At 41.3% G+C, this 16,809-nt stretch carries 16 protein-coding genes; 11 read left to right on the top strand and 5 right to left on the bottom strand.

What is annotated here, in order from left to right; genetic code table 11:
- Positions 1–138 precede the first annotated feature (138 nt).
- Both AB0756_RS35590 and AB0756_RS35585 read right to left on the bottom strand, forming a co-directional pair.
- Positions 139–321: a hypothetical protein gene (locus tag AB0756_RS35590; RefSeq protein WP_050045705.1), complete on the bottom strand. Its 183-nt coding sequence runs from the start codon at positions 319–321 to the stop codon at positions 139–141.
- Positions 318–497, bottom strand: coding sequence for a hypothetical protein (locus AB0756_RS35585; RefSeq protein WP_038084367.1), 180 nt, complete (start codon positions 495–497; stop codon positions 318–320). The genes AB0756_RS35590 and AB0756_RS35585 overlap by 4 nt, the downstream gene beginning before the upstream one ends.
- A 462-nt stretch (positions 498–959) precedes the next feature.
- On the opposite strand from AB0756_RS35585, the gene AB0756_RS35580 reads away from it, so the two are divergent.
- Entirely contained in the window at positions 960–2,894 is a 1,935-nt protein-coding gene (locus AB0756_RS35580) for an ABC-F family ATP-binding cassette domain-containing protein (protein ID WP_050045706.1), read from the top strand.
- A gap of 97 nt (positions 2,895–2,991) precedes the next feature.
- Here the strand turns inward: AB0756_RS35580 and AB0756_RS35575 are convergent, their stop codons facing one another.
- The gene (locus AB0756_RS35575; protein ID WP_038084369.1) at positions 2,992–4,323 is read right to left on the bottom strand and encodes a YncE family protein; all 1,332 of its coding nucleotides are present in this window, start codon (positions 4,321–4,323) and stop codon (positions 2,992–2,994) included.
- Between the two features lie 617 nt (positions 4,324–4,940).
- Between AB0756_RS35575 and AB0756_RS35570 the strand changes: the two genes are divergently transcribed.
- The gene (locus AB0756_RS35570) at positions 4,941–5,084 is read left to right on the top strand and encodes a hypothetical protein (protein ID WP_167844666.1); all 144 of its coding nucleotides are present in this window, start codon (positions 4,941–4,943) and stop codon (positions 5,082–5,084) included.
- Positions 5,085–5,206: 122 nt separating this feature from the next.
- On the opposite strand, the gene AB0756_RS35565 is transcribed toward AB0756_RS35570, so the two are convergent.
- Positions 5,207–5,434, bottom strand: coding sequence for a helix-turn-helix domain-containing protein (locus AB0756_RS35565; RefSeq protein ID WP_038084371.1), 228 nt, complete (start codon positions 5,432–5,434; stop codon positions 5,207–5,209).
- 224 nt (positions 5,435–5,658) lie between these two features.
- On the opposite strand from AB0756_RS35565, the gene AB0756_RS35560 reads away from it, so the two are divergent.
- Positions 5,659–6,153: a hypothetical protein gene (locus AB0756_RS35560; RefSeq protein ID WP_050045707.1), complete on the top strand. Its 495-nt coding sequence runs from the start codon at positions 5,659–5,661 to the stop codon at positions 6,151–6,153.
- Positions 6,154–6,413: 260 nt separating this feature from the next.
- Positions 6,414–8,204 carry a translational GTPase TypA gene (gene typA / locus AB0756_RS35555; RefSeq protein WP_038084373.1) on the top strand — a complete coding sequence of 597 codons (1,791 nt, stop codon included), beginning with the start codon at positions 6,414–6,416 and terminating at the stop codon, positions 8,202–8,204.
- 44 nt (positions 8,205–8,248) lie between these two features.
- On the opposite strand, the gene AB0756_RS35550 is transcribed toward typA, so the two are convergent.
- Positions 8,249–9,481, bottom strand: coding sequence for a type IV pilus twitching motility protein PilT (locus AB0756_RS35550; protein ID WP_038084374.1), 1,233 nt, complete (start codon positions 9,479–9,481; stop codon positions 8,249–8,251).
- A gap of 476 nt (positions 9,482–9,957) precedes the next feature.
- On the opposite strand from AB0756_RS35550, the gene AB0756_RS35545 reads away from it, so the two are divergent.
- The 7 genes from AB0756_RS35545 to AB0756_RS35515 all read left to right on the top strand — a co-directional run bounded on the left by AB0756_RS35545 (position 9,958) and on the right by AB0756_RS35515 (position 16,520).
- A complete protein-coding gene (locus AB0756_RS35545; RefSeq protein WP_038084376.1) occupies positions 9,958–11,112 on the top strand; it encodes a DUF58 domain-containing protein in 1,155 nt (384 codons plus the stop codon).
- 170 nt (positions 11,113–11,282) lie between these two features.
- Positions 11,283–11,648, top strand: a complete 366-nt coding sequence (locus AB0756_RS35540) for a ferredoxin thioredoxin reductase catalytic beta subunit (protein WP_038084378.1) — start codon at positions 11,283–11,285, stop codon at positions 11,646–11,648.
- Positions 11,645–12,037 carry a DUF309 domain-containing protein gene (locus AB0756_RS35535; RefSeq protein ID WP_038084380.1) on the top strand — a complete coding sequence of 131 codons (393 nt, stop codon included), beginning with the start codon at positions 11,645–11,647 and terminating at the stop codon, positions 12,035–12,037. The genes AB0756_RS35540 and AB0756_RS35535 overlap by 4 nt, the downstream gene beginning before the upstream one ends.
- Before the next feature lie 254 nt (positions 12,038–12,291).
- Positions 12,292–12,795: an LptA/OstA family protein gene (locus AB0756_RS35530; protein ID WP_038084382.1), complete on the top strand. Its 504-nt coding sequence runs from the start codon at positions 12,292–12,294 to the stop codon at positions 12,793–12,795.
- A gap of 89 nt (positions 12,796–12,884) precedes the next feature.
- On the top strand, positions 12,885–13,613 hold the full coding sequence (lptB, locus tag AB0756_RS35525; RefSeq protein ID WP_038084384.1) for an LPS export ABC transporter ATP-binding protein: 729 nt from the start codon (positions 12,885–12,887) through the stop codon (positions 13,611–13,613).
- Between the two features lie 153 nt (positions 13,614–13,766).
- Positions 13,767–14,939: an LptF/LptG family permease gene (locus tag AB0756_RS35520; RefSeq protein ID WP_237265869.1), complete on the top strand. Its 1,173-nt coding sequence runs from the start codon at positions 13,767–13,769 to the stop codon at positions 14,937–14,939.
- A gap of 141 nt (positions 14,940–15,080) precedes the next feature.
- Positions 15,081–16,520, top strand: a complete 1,440-nt coding sequence (locus AB0756_RS35515) for a hypothetical protein (protein ID WP_050045709.1) — start codon at positions 15,081–15,083, stop codon at positions 16,518–16,520.
- The last annotated feature ends 289 nt before the right edge of the window (positions 16,521–16,809 follow it).

Below are 16,809 nucleotides of genomic sequence, written 5' to 3'. Positions count from 1 at the left end.
AAAATAAGCGAACGCACAGTATTTTAGCTACACCGCAAATTCAACCGCTCGGAACAAACCACTCTTCTCCACGGCGATTCAAAGCATGGGTGACTTCATCTTGAGTCGCAAATCGTTCTGCTTGATTTTGCAGTCGGATTAACAAATCACAAATATTTTGTTTTGTTTTGCTTTTGTCAGTACAAACCTGCGAGTTAAAGGAAGCAAGCAAAATCGGTCTAATTCTGGATTGTGGACAATAAGAGATAGCTGCAAAGTAGAAGTGAGAGCATAGCCGTACTCGTCAGAATCTCGTGCTTCAACAATATAGGACGTTCTCATGCATCCAGTCTGGCTTGCAATCTCTTAATTTCTTCCTGTTCAAACGTCAGACTGTTTAATAAGTGAATGGGTCTATCGACTCCATAGGTAGCAAGAATTTCCTCGATAGCATAGAGATTTTTCTGATGTACTGCGATTAATTTGCAAATTTTTATAATTTCTTCTTCTTTTTCCAAAAAAACATTTTTTGAAAAGTTAATGAATAAGCCAATTAGAAATTTTTTATTGTTCTACTGCCATCAACTAAATTAAAAACAATTTTTAATAATAAAAATAATTTAACCTTTTTCAAAAGAGGTATGAATTATGTGGTTGGAATTTGTGACTATTTAGTATACTATACCTAGGATCTACTCTGACAAGTTCTAAGTTATTAAATATACGTGTTATCATTTCAGTAGAGTCGGAGATTAGTAATAATATGGTTTGGAGCAGGGACTTCTAAATAAAAATGTTTTACTTGTCCTTCTAAAATGTTGCTCCTCAACCGTTCTGCAGGTACTTACAGTAGTTCTCATCCAAAAGAGAAACAACCCATCAGCGTCGAGGGTGCGGTTCCCAAACTCCTGAATGTACCAAGCACTGTATGGGCGTAATGCCTTGCGTCCCTACTAACCATCAACCACTAACTAAATACTATGGGTATTATTACACTACAATCAGTCAAAAAAGATTTTGGTATTAAAGAAATTCTCAAAGAAGCAAGTTTTAGCCTAGATGCAAACGATAAAGTCGGATTAATTGGAACGAATGGATCTGGAAAATCCACATTATTAAAAATGATTGCGGGGTTAGAACCAATTGATAGCGGTCAAATCATAGCTAATTCTGGAGCTAAAATCATTTATTTACCCCAACAACCAGAAGTTGATGAGAATCACACAGTTTTAGAGCAAGTTTTCGCTGACAGTGGCGAACAAATGACATTAGTGCGGGAGTACGAAGAACTTTCAGACAAATTAGCCCACGCACCAGAAGATAAACAGCTACTGTCGCGTTTATCCTCTGTCATGCAACGGATGGATTCCATTAATGCTTGGGAATTGGAAACAAATGCGAAAATCATTCTTTCCCAATTAGGGATCGCAGACTTTAATGCTCTAGTTGGTACTTTATCTGGTGGCTATCGCAAACGAATCGCTTTGGCTACAGCTTTGCTGTCTGAACCCGATTTATTGCTCATGGATGAACCGACAAACCATTTAGATGCCAATTCTGTAGAGTGGTTGCAAAGTTACTTAAATCGTTACCGTGGCGCACTCTTACTCATAACTCACGATCGCTACTTTTTGGATAAAGTCACCAATCGGATTATTGAGATTGACCGAGGGGACATTTATACTTACACCGGGAACTACTCTTACTACTTAGAAAAGAAAGCATTAGCTGAAGAATCTGCTGTTAGCACTCAACGAAAACATCAAGGTGTCTTGCGGCGTGAATTGGAATGGCTAAAACGGGGACCAAAAGCCCGCAGTACAAAACAAAAAGCCAGAATTGACCGCATTCAAGCCATGAGGGAAACGGAGTTTAAACAAGTTCAAGGTAAGGTTGATATTTCTACAGTTAGCCGTCGTATTGGAAAAAAAGTTATTGAAATTACTAATGTATCTAAGGCGTATAATGAAAGAACGTTAATTAAAGATTTTACCTATGAATTTAGCCCGGAAGACAGAGTTGGTATCATTGGTGGGAATGGTGCGGGTAAATCAACTTTACTAAATATCATTACGGGACGCACTACCCCAGATGCCGGACTTGTAGACATTGGTTCTACCATTCACATTGGTTACTTCGATCAACACTCTGAAGAATTGCTATCAGCATTGAACGAAAATCAGCGAGTGATTGACTACATTAAAGAAGAGGGAGAATTTATCAGTATTGCGGATGGTACGAGAATTACTGCTTCCCAAATGCTAGAGCGATTTTTGTTTCCAGGGAACCAACAGTACGCCCCCATTCACAAACTTTCTGGGGGAGAAAAACGACGGCTGTTTCTGCTACGTATTTTGATGAGTGCGCCCAATGTCTTAATATTAGACGAACCAACTAACGATTTAGACGTTCAGACTTTGGCAGTGCTAGAGGATTATTTAGAGGATTTTTCCGGTTGTGCGATCGCCGTTTCTCACGATCGCTTCTTTCTAGATAGGACAGTAGACACCATATTTGCTTTTGAAGAAGGTGGACACATTCGACAATATCCGGGTAATTACTCTGTTTATTTAGATTATAAGAAAGCAGAGGAAGAAAAGCTGCAACAAAGCACTCCTACCAAAGAAAAACAAAAAAATAATGTAGAGACCATTAATAAAACATCTCAATCTCAAGACAATGGAACCAAGAAAAAGCGAGGGCTCTCCAATTGGGAGAAGCGCGAATTTGAACAATTGGAAGGAAAAATTGCTCAGCTAGAAACTGAAAAAACAGAAGCAGAAAAAGCGCTGACAAAAGTTCCTCCAGGTAACTACAGCCAGGTGCAGAAACTCTACGAACAGGTAGAAACTTTAAAGCAAGCAATTGATACAGCAACTGAGCGGTGGTTAGAATTGGCAGAAAGGGAGTCTTAATGGTTAATGGCTAATGGTGAGACCAGAGAAAGCAGGAGGGTTTTCCTCCCCTCTCTCCTACTCCCCCCTTCTCCCCCTCAGCAAACCGCAATAACTTTTACTTACGAACAGTTAAGGCATGAAAATCACTAATATTAACTCCATTTACAATGTTATCGAATTTATATAGATAGATAGGTTTAGCGTTCTTGCCATCGTTTTCAATTTGCACGACGCCTACTCCGGGAGTAGCACCTACACTGTTAAAAAATGCTGGATCGTTTCCTGAGATGGGATTTGGTCCACGCTGTGAAATAAAAGCAACTTCTTGGGATGGTGACGTTTCTATTAAGTCTGGTGCGGGATCTGAACCTAAAGCTGTGTCTGTCAGATTTACAAGATTTATTGCCCGAACTTTGTTTGAACTGTCAATATTTTGGTCGAAAAGGTCAGGTTGGATCTCATGTATTGTAATGGTGTTTGATGCACGATTAAGCTGCCATAAATAGCGATCGCCAACAACTACTACACCATGAACATCATTACCGGATTGAGGAACTTTAATGAAATCTGGACGCTTTGAGGGATTTTCTAGTAGAGATTTGTTGTTATAAACATAGACAAAGTCAGCTATTTGGGGATCGGCATTGCCTGCATTAGTAATAAAGAGATCGTTAACCTGAGAGGCTACCAATCCATTGAAAGTGACTTCTTCTTTACTATATATGTGTGCTATTGTTAGCGTGTCTGCATTAACGATCGCCACGCCCCCATCAGCAAATGTGACATAAACGAATTGACCTGTATCATCGACTACAGCTACCACTGGTCGAGCAGTTGCAGTTCCTAAGGCTGTCTTGGTATCTGGAATGTTAAAGTCTAAGGTTTTTACTTCACCAAAAATTTTGCTTCTTGTCTCATAATTTGTGGAAATCTTATGAATTCGTTGACCGGGAGTATCTGCAACAAATACATAGTTGTTATCTTTTGAGACGTAAACAGCGTGGGAGTTCGAGTTCGGTAATCCTGGCGGAAGAATCGAATCGACAACTTCACGTTTATCGGCGTCAATTGCGTAAATCTGAGCCGTGGTAGCGTGTCCTACAATTGCGTGTGTAGCTCCTTTGTTAAAAGCAATCCAGTGAGGTTTTTGACCTGCTGCAAGTCCGTTTCTCTTAGCGCTAGCAGCTAAGTTCACTTGCTCAACTTTTGCATGACCTCTTAAAAAGTCTTGGTCGTTACCTGAAAGAACATAGAGATTCCCTCCCAAAGAAGTACCATCAAAGGAATCAGCTTGGTCAATAGCCCATACTTCATAGATTGATGGATTCTTTGGTTGTTTAGCTGAGGCTGATAGAGAAAAATTGCTACCAAGTGGTAGAGGGACTTGGGTAAATATAACCCAGACAATCCCAACGAAAAATAGGAACGGAAGGAAGAATTTCTTCATCTTTATTTTTCCTCATTCAAATACATGGCTTTAGCTGTACAAAGCCTCATAACCCATTAGACTGTATTGGAAAAAGTTTTTTCCACAACGAAGACATCACCTAGATATTTTTCATCTAGGCTTCGATCTATTTGAAAAGGTTCTAATTACGACATACTGTAAAACATTACTATGAATACGGTTATTCAATCAAGATTTAGATGTATAAAGTTTTTATGAATTTTACAGATGGCTTGTCAAGTCACTTTAGATGTCTACATGACCGATTTGTAGGGAGCATCCCAATTTGGAAAAAATACATTTGTGATTGAAATCGCGACTATACAAGCTATGTCCACCTAGGTGGACAAGCGTTTGTGTAGCCAGAAAATTCTATTCTTGCAGGCTTTTGGCACTCTTTGGGATGCTCCCGATTTGTATTATCCTTTTTGTCACCTGATATTAACCATCGTTACTAGCATTTTTGATTGACCATCAAAACTTTTTCAAGTAACGTTTTCTTCAATAAAGAACGGAAAGAGCTAAATAATTGTAGTATAAGGCTTATAAAGCACAATAGAATGATGCGATCGTATCAGCATTTCATACCTAGTAACAGTTGTTTTTGAAAATTTATAATGACAATAATTGATGGGTATTTTGATGAATTGGAATTTTGGAATTCTGCCTATTTTGGTTCTCCCAAGATTGAGGATAGTACATTAATAATTCCTACTCGGGAAATCAACATCTATGCAAGAATCGGCGATTGCGGCTTTTAACTTCAAATGCTTACCATGTCCAATTGCCAAAACCATTGCTCTTCGATACCAAAACACGGGCGCTGCTGCTATAGCATAGCCTAAACCGAAATTAGTATGGTGCGAGCGCAGATCTCGTTATGTTAGCGAAGTTCGGATCTCTCTTCTACTATTTCAAACAAATCTTCAAGCAAGACATCAAACGTCCGAGCTAACTTTTTTAGGGCTACTAAATCAACCGTTGCTCTTTGTGGAAGGCGCACGTAAGTTTTAATTGTGCTGTATGGTACTCCCGATCGCTCGGACACTTCTTTAATCGTCCAGCCCTCGTTGTCCGCAAACTCTTTAATTCTTAACCTTACCATTCCCATACTTGACACAAGACGAAATTTAGTCTTTAATAGCTAAAATAATATTATAAAGCGACCGCCTAAGTTTGCAAGACAAGAGCGATCGCACATCCAATAACAATCCCATAAAGAGATACCAACTTATCGGAATCACCTCAAAGGAATCACCTTGAAAGAATCGCTTTAAAGGAATCACTTGAAGGGAAATCACTTGAAGGGGATCGCCTTACAGGAATCTATATAATATGATAACACCACAATCTGAATCCAAATCTGTTCATCCACTAGCGAGATTTGTCACTCCAGAAGCAATATCGCTCCTTTTAAAGATAAAAATTGAGCACATTAAAGAGATTCGTTTGTGGCCTAAGGTCATTCTTGTTGTTGCACAAGGATTAACAAGGTTTGTAAGCTACGCCGATTTGCCACCGATAGTAGAAGCCGAACCACCCAAAAAACAAGATTTTATTCTGTGGCGCAAGCGCTGGCGAAAACATGAAACAAAGCAAGCTCCTGATTTTTGGCAAGAATTTTACAGACGGAAGTTTCAGAACGCGAATTCTGTTGTTGAACTCCATAAATGGGGAGTTTTGGTGAGAGCTATGAAAAATGCCTTTTGTCAAACAACTCTCTCGTTCTTACGGAACCAGTATCTACAAGCAAGACGCTTTATTCAGTCTTTGATAACAGACGGTTATCCGACAGCTACAGAAACTACAGCCGCTTGCAGAAACTCTTAAAGTATAGATATAAGTCAAGCGATCGTGTTTCGGCTCTCTTGTCCTTAAAGCCTGAAATCCTTGAGTGTAAACGATTTTAACTGGGCGCAGAGTTTTCCAGAAATTTTCTGGTTGTTATCGAAAAACAAACGAAGTATAACAGTTAAGATAGAATTATTAAGGCTTGTTTACAGAATTTCTATATTTACCCAAATTCTGTTACACAGACAGACCACCTAGATATGAATTCTAAAATCCTCTTCTTAGTTGATTAAACACTTATGACGCTCCCAATCCGTAACGTCGCAATTATTGCCCACGTAGACCACGGCAAAACAACCCTTGTTGATGCTCTCCTCAAACAATCCGGTATCTTTCGAGAAGGAGAAGACGTTCCGGATTGCGTCATGGACTCTAACGATCTAGAACGAGAGAGAGGAATCACAATTCTTGCCAAAAATACGGCGGTTAAATACAAAGAAACTCTCATTAATATTGTTGATACCCCCGGACACGCTGACTTTGGCGGTGAAGTAGAACGCGTTCTGGGTATGGTAGACGGTTGTATCCTGATTGTGGATGCTAATGAAGGTCCAATGCCTCAAACTCGCTTTGTACTGAAAAAAGCATTGGAAAAAGGGCTGCGCCCCATTGTCGTAGTCAATAAAATTGACCGTCCTCAAGCAGATCCTCACGGTGCGATCGATAAAGTTTTAGATCTGTTCTTGGAATTAGGAGCAGATGACGACCAGTGCGATTTCCCCTACCTGTTCGCCTCAGGTTTGAGTGGCTACGCTAAAGACGAACTCGAAGACGAATCTAAGGATATGCAACCCCTGTTTGAAGCTATCCTGCGCCACGTACCACCACCAGTTGGGGATGTGAACAAACCCATACAACTGCAAGTTACAACTCTAGATTACTCTGAATATCTGGGGCGGATTGTCATTGGTAGAATTCACAATGGTACCATCCGCATGGGACAGCAAGCTGCATTAGTTAAAGAAAACGGTGAAGTTGTCAAAGCAAAAATCAGCAAATTGCTGGGCTTTGAAGGGCTGAAACGGATTGAAATTCCAGAAGCATCTGCAGGTCACATCGTCGCAGTCGCGGGTTTTGCTGATGCCAATATTGGAGAAACAATTACCGATCCCAACGAACCTCAAGCACTACCACTGATTAAAGTCGATGAACCGACTTTACAGATGACCTTCTGGGTAAACGATTCTCCCTTTGCAGGTCAGGAAGGCAAATTAGTAACATCACGACAAGTCCGCGATCGCTTGATCCGCGAACTCGAAACTAACGTTGCTTTGCGCGTAGAAGAAACCGATTCTCCCGATAAATTCCTCGTTTCCGGTCGGGGAGAACTGCACTTGGGTATCTTAATCGAAACCATGCGTCGGGAAGGTTACGAGTTTCAGGTTTCCCAGCCACAGGTTATTTACCGTGAAGTCAACGGACAACCTTGCGAACCATTTGAACTTTTAGTGTTAGACATTCCTGAAGATGCAGTTGGTAGCTGTATCGAACGTTTGGGACAACGCAAAGGCGAAATGCAAGATATGCAAGTTGGTGGTAACGGACGTACCCAGCTAGAGTTTGTCATTCCCGCTCGTGGATTAATTGGTTTCCGTGGTGAATTCATGAGGATGACTCGTGGTGAGGGGATCATGAACCACAGTTTCTTAGACTACCGTCCCATCAGTGGAGATATTGAAGCTCGTAACAAAGGCGTATTGATCTCCTTTGAAGAAGGCGTTGCTACCTTCTACGCGATGAAGAACGCTGAAGATAGAGGTTCATTCTTTATCACCCCAGGTACTAAAGTCTACAAAGGTATGATTGTCGGAGAACACAATCGTCCACAAGACTTAGAACTAAATGTTTGTAAGACCAAACAGCTCACCAACCACCGCGCAGCGGGTGGTGATGAATTGGTTCAGTTACAAGCACCTGTAGACATGAGCCTAGAGCGTGCGTTGGAATACATTGGACCAGATGAATTGGTGGAAGTCACACCCCAATCCATCCGCCTGAGAAAGATGGCTAAGAAGTTGGCAAAACGCTAATGGTTTAGTGGTTAGTAGAACAACTAACCACTAACTAACCCTTCTCATCTCGGTTTATAACTGTAACTCAACTCAAAATTACGATTTGTAGATTGCGCTGGGTCTAAACCGCCATTGCGGGCGCGACGGCGCAAGTCACCAAAATCGGGAGAAGCACCGATCGCATCCTCAATACTTATTTGACCGGTCAGCATTAAGTCGCACAAAGCGTGATTCATCACTTGCATTCCTTCGCTAGTACTGCTTTCCATAAGTTGGAACGCCTCTATCTCTTCACCCTTGAGCAAGTAATCTTGCATAGTTGGTGTATTCATCAAAATTTCTAGTGCTGCTACGCGACGACCATCAGTTGTAGGAAGTAACTGTTGGGATACGATCGCAACCAATGAGTCAACAATTTGCACGCGCATAGCTGCTTGCTCTTCTGGGTTATAAATATTTAGCAAGCGATTGATTGACCCAATAGCGTTTTTGGTATGAAGAGTTCCTAAAACCAAGTGACCTGTTTGTGCGGCTTTTAATGCGGTGTCAACAGTCATGCGATCGCGCATTTCTCCAATCAAAATGACATCGGGATCTTCCCGCAATACTGACCTTAAAGCATGATGAAATTCATTGGTATGTAAGCCCACTTCTCGCTGACTGATTAGGGATTTTTGAGAAGTGTGAACGTACTCAATAGGATCTTCTATGGTGATAATGTGTTTTTGCGCTGTCTCATTGAGATGTTGAATCATAGCGGCTAAAGTCGTAGACTTTCCAGAACCTGTTGGTCCTGTCGCTAAGATAAGCCCTTGCTTGTGGCTGATAATGTATTTAAGGATTTGTGGTAAACCCAAACTATCAATAGAAGGGACTTGCAATGTAATTAATCGCAGTACCATTGCACCGCCACTTAAGGTTTCAAAACAATTGACACGACAGCGCAAGAACCCAGGATAAAAAACGGCTGTGTCCAATTCTTTGGTTTCTGCAAACAGTTGTCTTGCATTTTGAGAAAGAATTTCGTCTAAATACCCTTCAAAAACTTTTGGTGAAACTTTCTCCGCTCTTTCATAAGAGACCATCTCACCCCGAATCCGAAAGCGGGGAACTTCTCCTACACGAATATGAATATCAGAAGCATGCTGAGCATAAGCATCACGTACTAGTTGTTGAATTGAAATGGCATTTCTTTGCACTTGATTGGCTTTTTGTAAAAGCGGGTGATTTGGTGGTGGTGGAGGTAAATGCGTAAGTTTTGGGTTTTTAAACTGTGACGTTAAATTGTCATCCATTGGAGTTTCCTTCGGTAGATGTGGAATATACAGAAGCGATGACACTTGGTTAAAAGAGTACGAATTCTTAAACCAGTGTACTTAAGTAAACCGTGAATATACTTGAATTGTAAGTCCTGTAATTAACGCAGTAAATTGTAAAACATGAAACTTTCAATAAGGTAACTCAAAGTTTAGACAATTAGGGAAAAATTATTAAATTTTTTACCTCGAACGTGAAAAATTTGTTAATTTTCAAATGATTTTCTGTAAATGTGTCATTTATTTTAGAAAATCTTTTGAAGATTTAGATGATTGAAGATACGCAAATGATAGTAGTTATAGCAGTCATACTAAATACTGTTTGTGAAGTAACATTTGTATTTGCTTGAAGAGATGTAACTAAAACCTGTTCGTTAAGCAATAGTGGTTGGGAATAATAAATGGAAGCCCCGATCTTGACATTTTTGTAAAAAACAACGGCTAACCCAACAGCTATGAAAATTATTAAAGACATCACGAACTGGTTAGAAACCCGCGCTTGTGCTCCTGCATACGGTGGTTGGATTTTAATGGGTATTGCTATTTGTTTTTTTGGGGCTGGGATCAATACGATGGCGGGCTGGCTTTATGTTATCAGTGGTGTTAGTTTTGCTCTGTTGGGCTTGGCAGTCATCCTACCACCGCGATCGCTTTTGGGTTTAGTTGTCAAGCGTCTTCCTATTGAACCAGTGACAGCAGGTGACGATCTCACAGTTGAATTAGAGATTTTCAATCAAGCACGTCAACCTACAAGCTTGCTGCAAGTCCAGGATATGCTACCTTTTGTGTTGGGAAAACCCATACAGAAATCGATTGAAAGAATTTCTCATGGCAAGTCCTATCGCTGGGTTTATCATCAACCAACAGAACGCCGGGGAATTTTTCGCTGGCAAACAGTCGAATTGGGAACTGGTGCTCCCTTGGGGCTATTTTGGTGTCGGCGTTTGCGAGACGCTGCTGTTATGGCAGTTGTGTATCCCAAAGTCTTACCCCTAACCACTTGTCCCCTGATAGATGAAATGGGAGATGAAGACTCTCAAAGAGGCGATCCCCGTGGTAGACCCTTACAAACAGCAACCCAAGGATTAACTCGCTGTCTTCGTCCTTACCATATAGGAGACCCGATTCGCTTGATTCATTGGCGCACGAGTGCGCGTTACGGAGAGTTACGGGTACGAGAGTTAGAAGTTATTACAGGTGGGCAAGAAATTATTATTGCTATTGACAGTGCGGGTAATTGGAACGAAGAGAATTTTGAACAAGCCGTCATTGCAGCAGCATCACTGTATTTTTACGCACATCGCCAGCAAACACAGGTAGCACTGTGGACAGCATCAACAGGGATAATCAGAGGTAAACGAGTCGTTCAGGAAGCCTTAGCGGCGATCGCATTCCAAGAAGATGGCACGACAAAACCTCCCCACTCTCCTCTGATATGGTTAACACAAAATCCTTTAACGCTTTCTTCACTACCCAACGGCAGCCGATGGGTACTGTGGCAAGATGTTTCTACAGAACAAGAACAAGTTATTGTTAATAAAGATTACCCAGGTATACAGATAGACACCGAACAATCACTCCAAACCCAGTTGCAAAAATGCATTAGATAGCTCAATCCCGTACATTCACAACTGTCATAGATGTTAAAACCGTCTGCAATCATCTGCTTTGAAAGGGCTTCTTTGCAATTCCATCAAAGACGGGGGATAACCCCCAGCAATACCTTACATTGGCTGCGGTACAATGCAAAGAAATGTTTAAATTATGAGTAGCCCAGCCGATGATTTCACCAGAAGTTAACACAAAATCCAGCGAGCATAGCTTGGAGGCAATGAGGCATTTTTCCGAACAATACGCAAAGCGCACGGGAACTTACTTTTGTTCTGAACCTTCCGTAACTGCAGTTGTGATTGAAGGGCTAGCCAAGCACAAAGACGAACTAGGAGCGCCCTTGTGTCCCTGTCGCCATTATGAAGACAAAGAAGCAGAAGTCAAAGCCACTTTTTGGAATTGCCCCTGCGTTCCAATGCGAGAGCGGAAAGAATGCCATTGTATGCTATTTTTGACTCCAGAAAATGAATTCGCTGGGGACAAACAAGAAATCTCTTTAGACACAATTAAAGAAATTAGAGAGACCATGGCATGAACGAAAGAATGCCAGAAGAGTTTTGGCAAGGTGTAGAGCAGTTTAATACCGGGCAGTATTATGACTGCCATGACACTTTAGAGGCTTTGTGGATTGAAGCCACAGAGCCAGAAAAAACTTTTTATCAAGGCATTCTGCAAATTGCGGTAGCGCTCTATCATTTGGGTAACAACAACTTACGGGGAGCAGCGATTTTGCTTGGAGAAGGCAGCAATCGCCTGCGACGTTACCCATCGGATTACGGAGGTATTGATGTGGATGAATTATTAGATCGGAGTGCGACACTGCTGACAACATTACAACAAGCAGAGCTAGAAAAGCTTGCTACTTTTAACTTGAATCGAGAGGAAGCCTCGCTTCTACCCAAGATTGTACGAATCGATCGCTAGGGGTGAGGGATTGGGGGCGCAAGGGATTGCGCCCGTACAGAAGTAGATCGAAAATCTAAAACTAGATATATTATCAGCTTTTTTACGACTATTCTCTATTTGTAAAATCTTGTAATGAAACCTAACGAGTCAAGAAAGCGTCTAAAACTTTAGCTAGTAGCGCTCCTTAGATAATTCAAATTGTGTATTGTATCTCAAAGGAGAAGTACTTGCGAGAATTAAAATAACAGGCGAGTTCTTAATTGCCAACTTATATGAAGCCCCAATACCAATTCCCTCAAATTAAAACGCGCTATTTTGGATTAGCCTTGCTGCTCGGTGCTGCACTCACAAGTGCGATCGCATTACCCAGCCAAGTACAAACAGCTACCGCACAAACGCCTCAAACTTCTGCACAGCAAAACCGTCCTCTGTACATCCGTGGCAAAGTCCAAGAATATAACTCGAAAACACAAGTGGCAACTGTTCGCGGCGATGTAGAACTCGTCTATCCAGCCCGAGGTATTCAAGCAACCGCAGCACAAGCACAATACTTCACTCGCGAACGTCAGATTATTCTCAGTGGCAACGTCTACGTATTGCAAGAGGGACGCAATAGTATTAAAGCTGAAACGGTAACTTATTTGATTGACGAAGGACGATTTGTTGCTACACCCAAGCAAGGTCGTCAGGTAGAATCCATTTATATCGTTAACGATAACAACAACCCAACGGCTGCACCTGCTCCTGCAACACCACCTTTAAAGAAACCTAATTAGTTAAAATTGGCAATTGGGAAGCGGGCGTTGGTTATGAATACCTCTCACTTGTCTCCCATGTCTCCTTGTCCCTAACCCCTAACCTTAGAGTGAAAATTGTCTTAGAGAATGTTCATAAATCCTATGGCAAGCGCGTCATTGTCAATCGCGTCAACATTTCGGTTGGCCAGGGAGAAATCGTTGGTTTACTCGGTCCTAATGGCGCAGGTAAAACTACAACTTTTTACATAGCTACGGGTTTGGAAAAGCCAGATCGGGGAACTGTTTGGTTGGATAAAATGGATGTGACGCCACTGCCAATGCACAAACGAGCAAGGCTGGGCATTGGATATCTTGCACAGGAAGCCAGTATTTTTCGTCAGCTGACTGTACGGGAAAATATTTTGTTAGTACTGGAACAAACCAATGTCCCTCGTTCGGAATGGTCGCGGAGACTGGATATGTTACTGCAAGAGTTTCGTTTGGAAAAAGTCGCTAAAAGCAAAGGAATTCAACTTTCTGGCGGCGAACGACGCCGAACGGAATTAGCACGGGCTTTGGCTGCAGGAAAAGATGGACCAAAATTTTTGCTTTTGGATGAACCCTTTGCTGGAGTCGATCCCATTGCTGTCTCAGAAATTCAGGAAATTGTGGCTCAATTGAGCGATCGCAATATGGGTATCCTAATTACAGACCATAACGTTCGCGAAACTCTTGCCATTACCGATCGCGGTTATATTATGCGTGAAGGGCAAATTCTGGCTTCTGGCACATCCGATGAACTTTACAAAAATCCTTTGGTACGTCAGTACTACTTAGGAGATAATTTTCAGGTATAGTCGAGGGCTTCAAGATTTAAATTTTCAATAAATTATTTTATTAATATTTTTTATTTTTTAACTATTTATCTTGATTACTCATTCTTGAGATTCTTATAAATCAGAAATCTCAAGTCGAAGGTGCCATTGTTAACTTTAAAGAACCAATGACAAATGACACAAACTAAGTCTTTCTACACTTTAAATTCTCTGTTGCCCTTTTCGCTCATGGATCGTTACCTCGTCAGCGAATTAGTCCCACCATTTTTGTTTGGCGTAGGAGCATTTACATCAATCGGTGTTTCAATTGATGTTGTCTTTGAATTAATCAGAAAAATAGTTGAATCCGGTTTACCTTTAACCATTGCCATTCAAGTTTTCTTCCTGAAAATGTCAGGTTTCATCGTCTATGCTTTTCCCATGTCCACACTTTTAGCGACGTTGATGACCTACAGTCGTCTTTCTAGCGAAAGCGAACTTATTGCCTTACGTGGATGTGGGGTGAGTGTTTACCGCATGGTACTAACGGCAGTCATGTTGAGTCTTGTCGTTACGGGATTATCATTTTTGTTTAACGAGCAACTTGTACCCGCAGCAAATTATCAAGCATCTCAAATTTTAGACAAGGCATTAAAGTCAGATCAACCTGCGATCGTGAAGCGACAAAATCTCTTTTACCCGGAGTACCAAAAGGTCAAGCAGGAGGAAGGAGTTAAGAAAAAAGTTTTGACACGCTTGTTCTACGCGGACGAATTTGATGGAAAACAGATGAAAGGCTTGACCATTTTAGACCGTTCCCAAGAGGGGGTGAATCAAATTGTTGTTGCAGAATCAGGGGAATGGAATCCCGGTCAAAATGTTTGGGATTTTTACAACGGTACTATTTATCTAGTTGCTTCAGATAGCTCATACCGCAATATTGTACGATTTGAACGCCAACAACTAAAATTACCGCGTACAGCGTTGGACTTAGCACAGAAAAGCCGAGATTATGGCGAAATGAATATAGCCCAAGCATTAGAACAACTGGAAATTGAGCGTTTGGGCGGTGATGAGCAAAAAATTCGCAAACTCCAAGTTCGGATTCAACAGAAAATCTCCTTACCTTTTGTCTGTGTTGTTTTTGGTTTGGTTGGTGCAGCAATGGGAACGATACCACAACGAACTGGTAGAGGAACAAGTTTTGGTATTAGCGTGATCGTTATTTTCACTTACTATTTGCTGTGGTTTATTAGTGGTGCGATGGGGGAAGCCGGTGTTCTTTCGCCGTTTATGGCTGCTTGGTTGTCAAATTTCATTGGCTTGGTAATAGGTTTAAATCTCTTATCACGGGTAGCCCAAAGGTAAAATAAAATCAAAACTCCTCAGTATTATAATGAATTGTTATCTTGAAGCGAGTAGGATAGAAGTATAGCTCTACTTCGGTTGAGAGATTGCTTCCAGGGTTGGGCTTGACAAGATTAAGAGTTAATTTCAATACTACCGCTCATGCCACAACGTCACTACCCTCCCGCTTCTTTACGCTATTTCAAAGCCCGGTTATGGAACTTAGCAAGACCTGGTTTTTGGGGAACAGCCATTTTTTTATCTGTTGTAGGACTGGTTGTTAAGGAGTATTGGGTACAATCAGATTTGACAGACAGACAAGAAAATCTGGTTAATGCCAACAAATCTACTAACACTTCTCTGACACCAGAAGACAAAGCCATTGCTGCTGACATAGATAATTTGCCCTTATTGGTTAATGAGTCTGTACCAGCAAACGTACCAAAAGTAAAAAATCCCAACAAAAATCAAGCAAATAAGAACAAAACTTTATTGGAGAGACTCAACACTCAAACTCAGAGTTCTGCAAGTAATAATAATACATCAAGCGCGGAGAGCAGAGCGGGTAACTCTGCATCAAGTAATAAGATAGAAAATCCTTTTTTGGCACAAGCAGAAACTTTGCTAAAGTTTAGTAACTCGCAAGATACAACTCAGCCAACATCTTCTCAAACTGCGGTAGGACAAACTTCTTCGAGTTTAGGTATTGGGTTGAACAATGGAACTGAAGTCAAGCAAAATACAACCCAAGAAAGCCCGTTACAAACAGCACTTAATAAATCAACAAGTCAAAATCAGATTAGTCAGGTTAATACCACCTCAACTCAACTTAACCCTTTCAATTCTCTAACATCACCAATAAGTCGTACACCCGTTCAAAATCCCAATTCTAGCAATGGGTTGATTGGAGTTGGAAGCAACAATGTTTCATCTTCTGGATTGGGATCTACTCAACCACCATTTACAAATCAGCAGCAAACTTCCGTATATGGAACAACGGGCTATACACAACAAAGCATAAATCAGCTGTCAAATCTTAACTATGGCAGTGGTTACAACACACAACCGGGAATAGGTGTTCAACCGCAATATATTAACTTTGGCACAAATTACACCCAGCAAGGACAGACGGGGCTTTTGCCACAAAATCCCACGCTGGGGACTAATTATACGCAGCCATTACCCGTCAATCAACTGCAAAATACTATTCCGTCTACAGGTTACGTGCAACCAGGTGTAACAAACCAACCACAAATAAATCAGCTACCAAGTTCTTCCGTACAGCCAACGCAATTGTACCAACCCCAAAATTTTTATACAAATCGTGACGATCGCCGTTTGGTTGACTTTGTCGATTTAACAAGACGTAGGAGTGGCTATAATAGCAGTGTTAACAGCAGTCCGTCATTGCCCGCAGTGTCATCGCAAACACCATCTGTCCCATCGGTTTCTGCTCCCGTACCTTACTATAACTCCATTCCAAATCAAGGTACCGTTATCACTTCTCCCAATTCTTCCGTTCCCAACTATGGAAGTTCGAGCTTGCAACAATCTATTCCTCAGTATAACTATTCATCCCCCGGTCAACTTCCCGGACAATAAGAACCAGTAAGAAGCATTTCTTCACGGAGCGGCTTGCTCTAGAGACAAAATTTCTTGCTTCTCGATCGCAACTTGGGCTGCACTTAATTATGACATTACGCATAGCCCCCCTTTTTAAGGTTACGGTATACACACAAGTCTTATATAGTGCATTCTTACGGTTTCGATCCCCCCTAACCCCCCTTAAAAAAAGGGGGAACTTCATTCCAATTCTCCCTTTTTACGATGTTTCATCTCTTTTCTAAAGATCTGTACACCACCGTAGCTTTTTAAGGAGTTGGGGGGGAGC

It is taken from the genome of Tolypothrix campylonemoides VB511288_2 (genome assembly GCF_045999855.1).
Classification (GTDB): Bacteria; Cyanobacteriota; Cyanobacteriia; order Cyanobacteriales; family Nostocaceae; genus Scytonema; species Scytonema bouteillei_A.
This window is presented reverse-complemented; position numbering and strand designations above follow the sequence as displayed.

Excerpts from the sequence above, each read along its gene's own strand:
- AB0756_RS35575 (WP_038084369.1), bottom strand. The coding sequence starts at position 4,323 with ATGAAGAAATTCTTCCTTCCGTTCCTATTTTTCGTTGGGATTGTCTGG.
- AB0756_RS35550 (WP_038084374.1), bottom strand. The coding sequence starts at position 9,481 with ATGGATGACAATTTAACGTCACAGTTTAAAAACCCAAAACTTACGCAT.
- AB0756_RS35540 (WP_038084378.1), top strand. The coding sequence starts at position 11,283 with ATGATTTCACCAGAAGTTAACACAAAATCCAGCGAGCATAGCTTGGAG.
- AB0756_RS35515 (WP_050045709.1), top strand. The coding sequence starts at position 15,081 with ATGCCACAACGTCACTACCCTCCCGCTTCTTTACGCTATTTCAAAGCC.
- AB0756_RS35535 (WP_038084380.1), top strand. The coding sequence starts at position 11,645 with ATGAACGAAAGAATGCCAGAAGAGTTTTGGCAAGGTGTAGAGCAGTTT.
- AB0756_RS35570 (WP_167844666.1), top strand. The coding sequence starts at position 4,941 with ATGACAATAATTGATGGGTATTTTGATGAATTGGAATTTTGGAATTCT.
- typA (WP_038084373.1), top strand. The coding sequence starts at position 6,414 with ATGACGCTCCCAATCCGTAACGTCGCAATTATTGCCCACGTAGACCAC.
- AB0756_RS35565 (WP_038084371.1), bottom strand. The coding sequence starts at position 5,434 with ATGGGAATGGTAAGGTTAAGAATTAAAGAGTTTGCGGACAACGAGGGC.
- AB0756_RS35560 (WP_050045707.1), top strand. The coding sequence starts at position 5,659 with ATGATAACACCACAATCTGAATCCAAATCTGTTCATCCACTAGCGAGA.
- AB0756_RS35520 (WP_237265869.1), top strand. The coding sequence starts at position 13,767 with ATGACACAAACTAAGTCTTTCTACACTTTAAATTCTCTGTTGCCCTTT.
- AB0756_RS35545 (WP_038084376.1), top strand. The coding sequence starts at position 9,958 with ATGAAAATTATTAAAGACATCACGAACTGGTTAGAAACCCGCGCTTGT.
- AB0756_RS35530 (WP_038084382.1), top strand. The coding sequence starts at position 12,292 with ATGAAGCCCCAATACCAATTCCCTCAAATTAAAACGCGCTATTTTGGA.
- AB0756_RS35580 (WP_050045706.1), top strand. The coding sequence starts at position 960 with ATGGGTATTATTACACTACAATCAGTCAAAAAAGATTTTGGTATTAAA.
- AB0756_RS35590 (WP_050045705.1), bottom strand. The coding sequence starts at position 321 with ATGAGAACGTCCTATATTGTTGAAGCACGAGATTCTGACGAGTACGGC.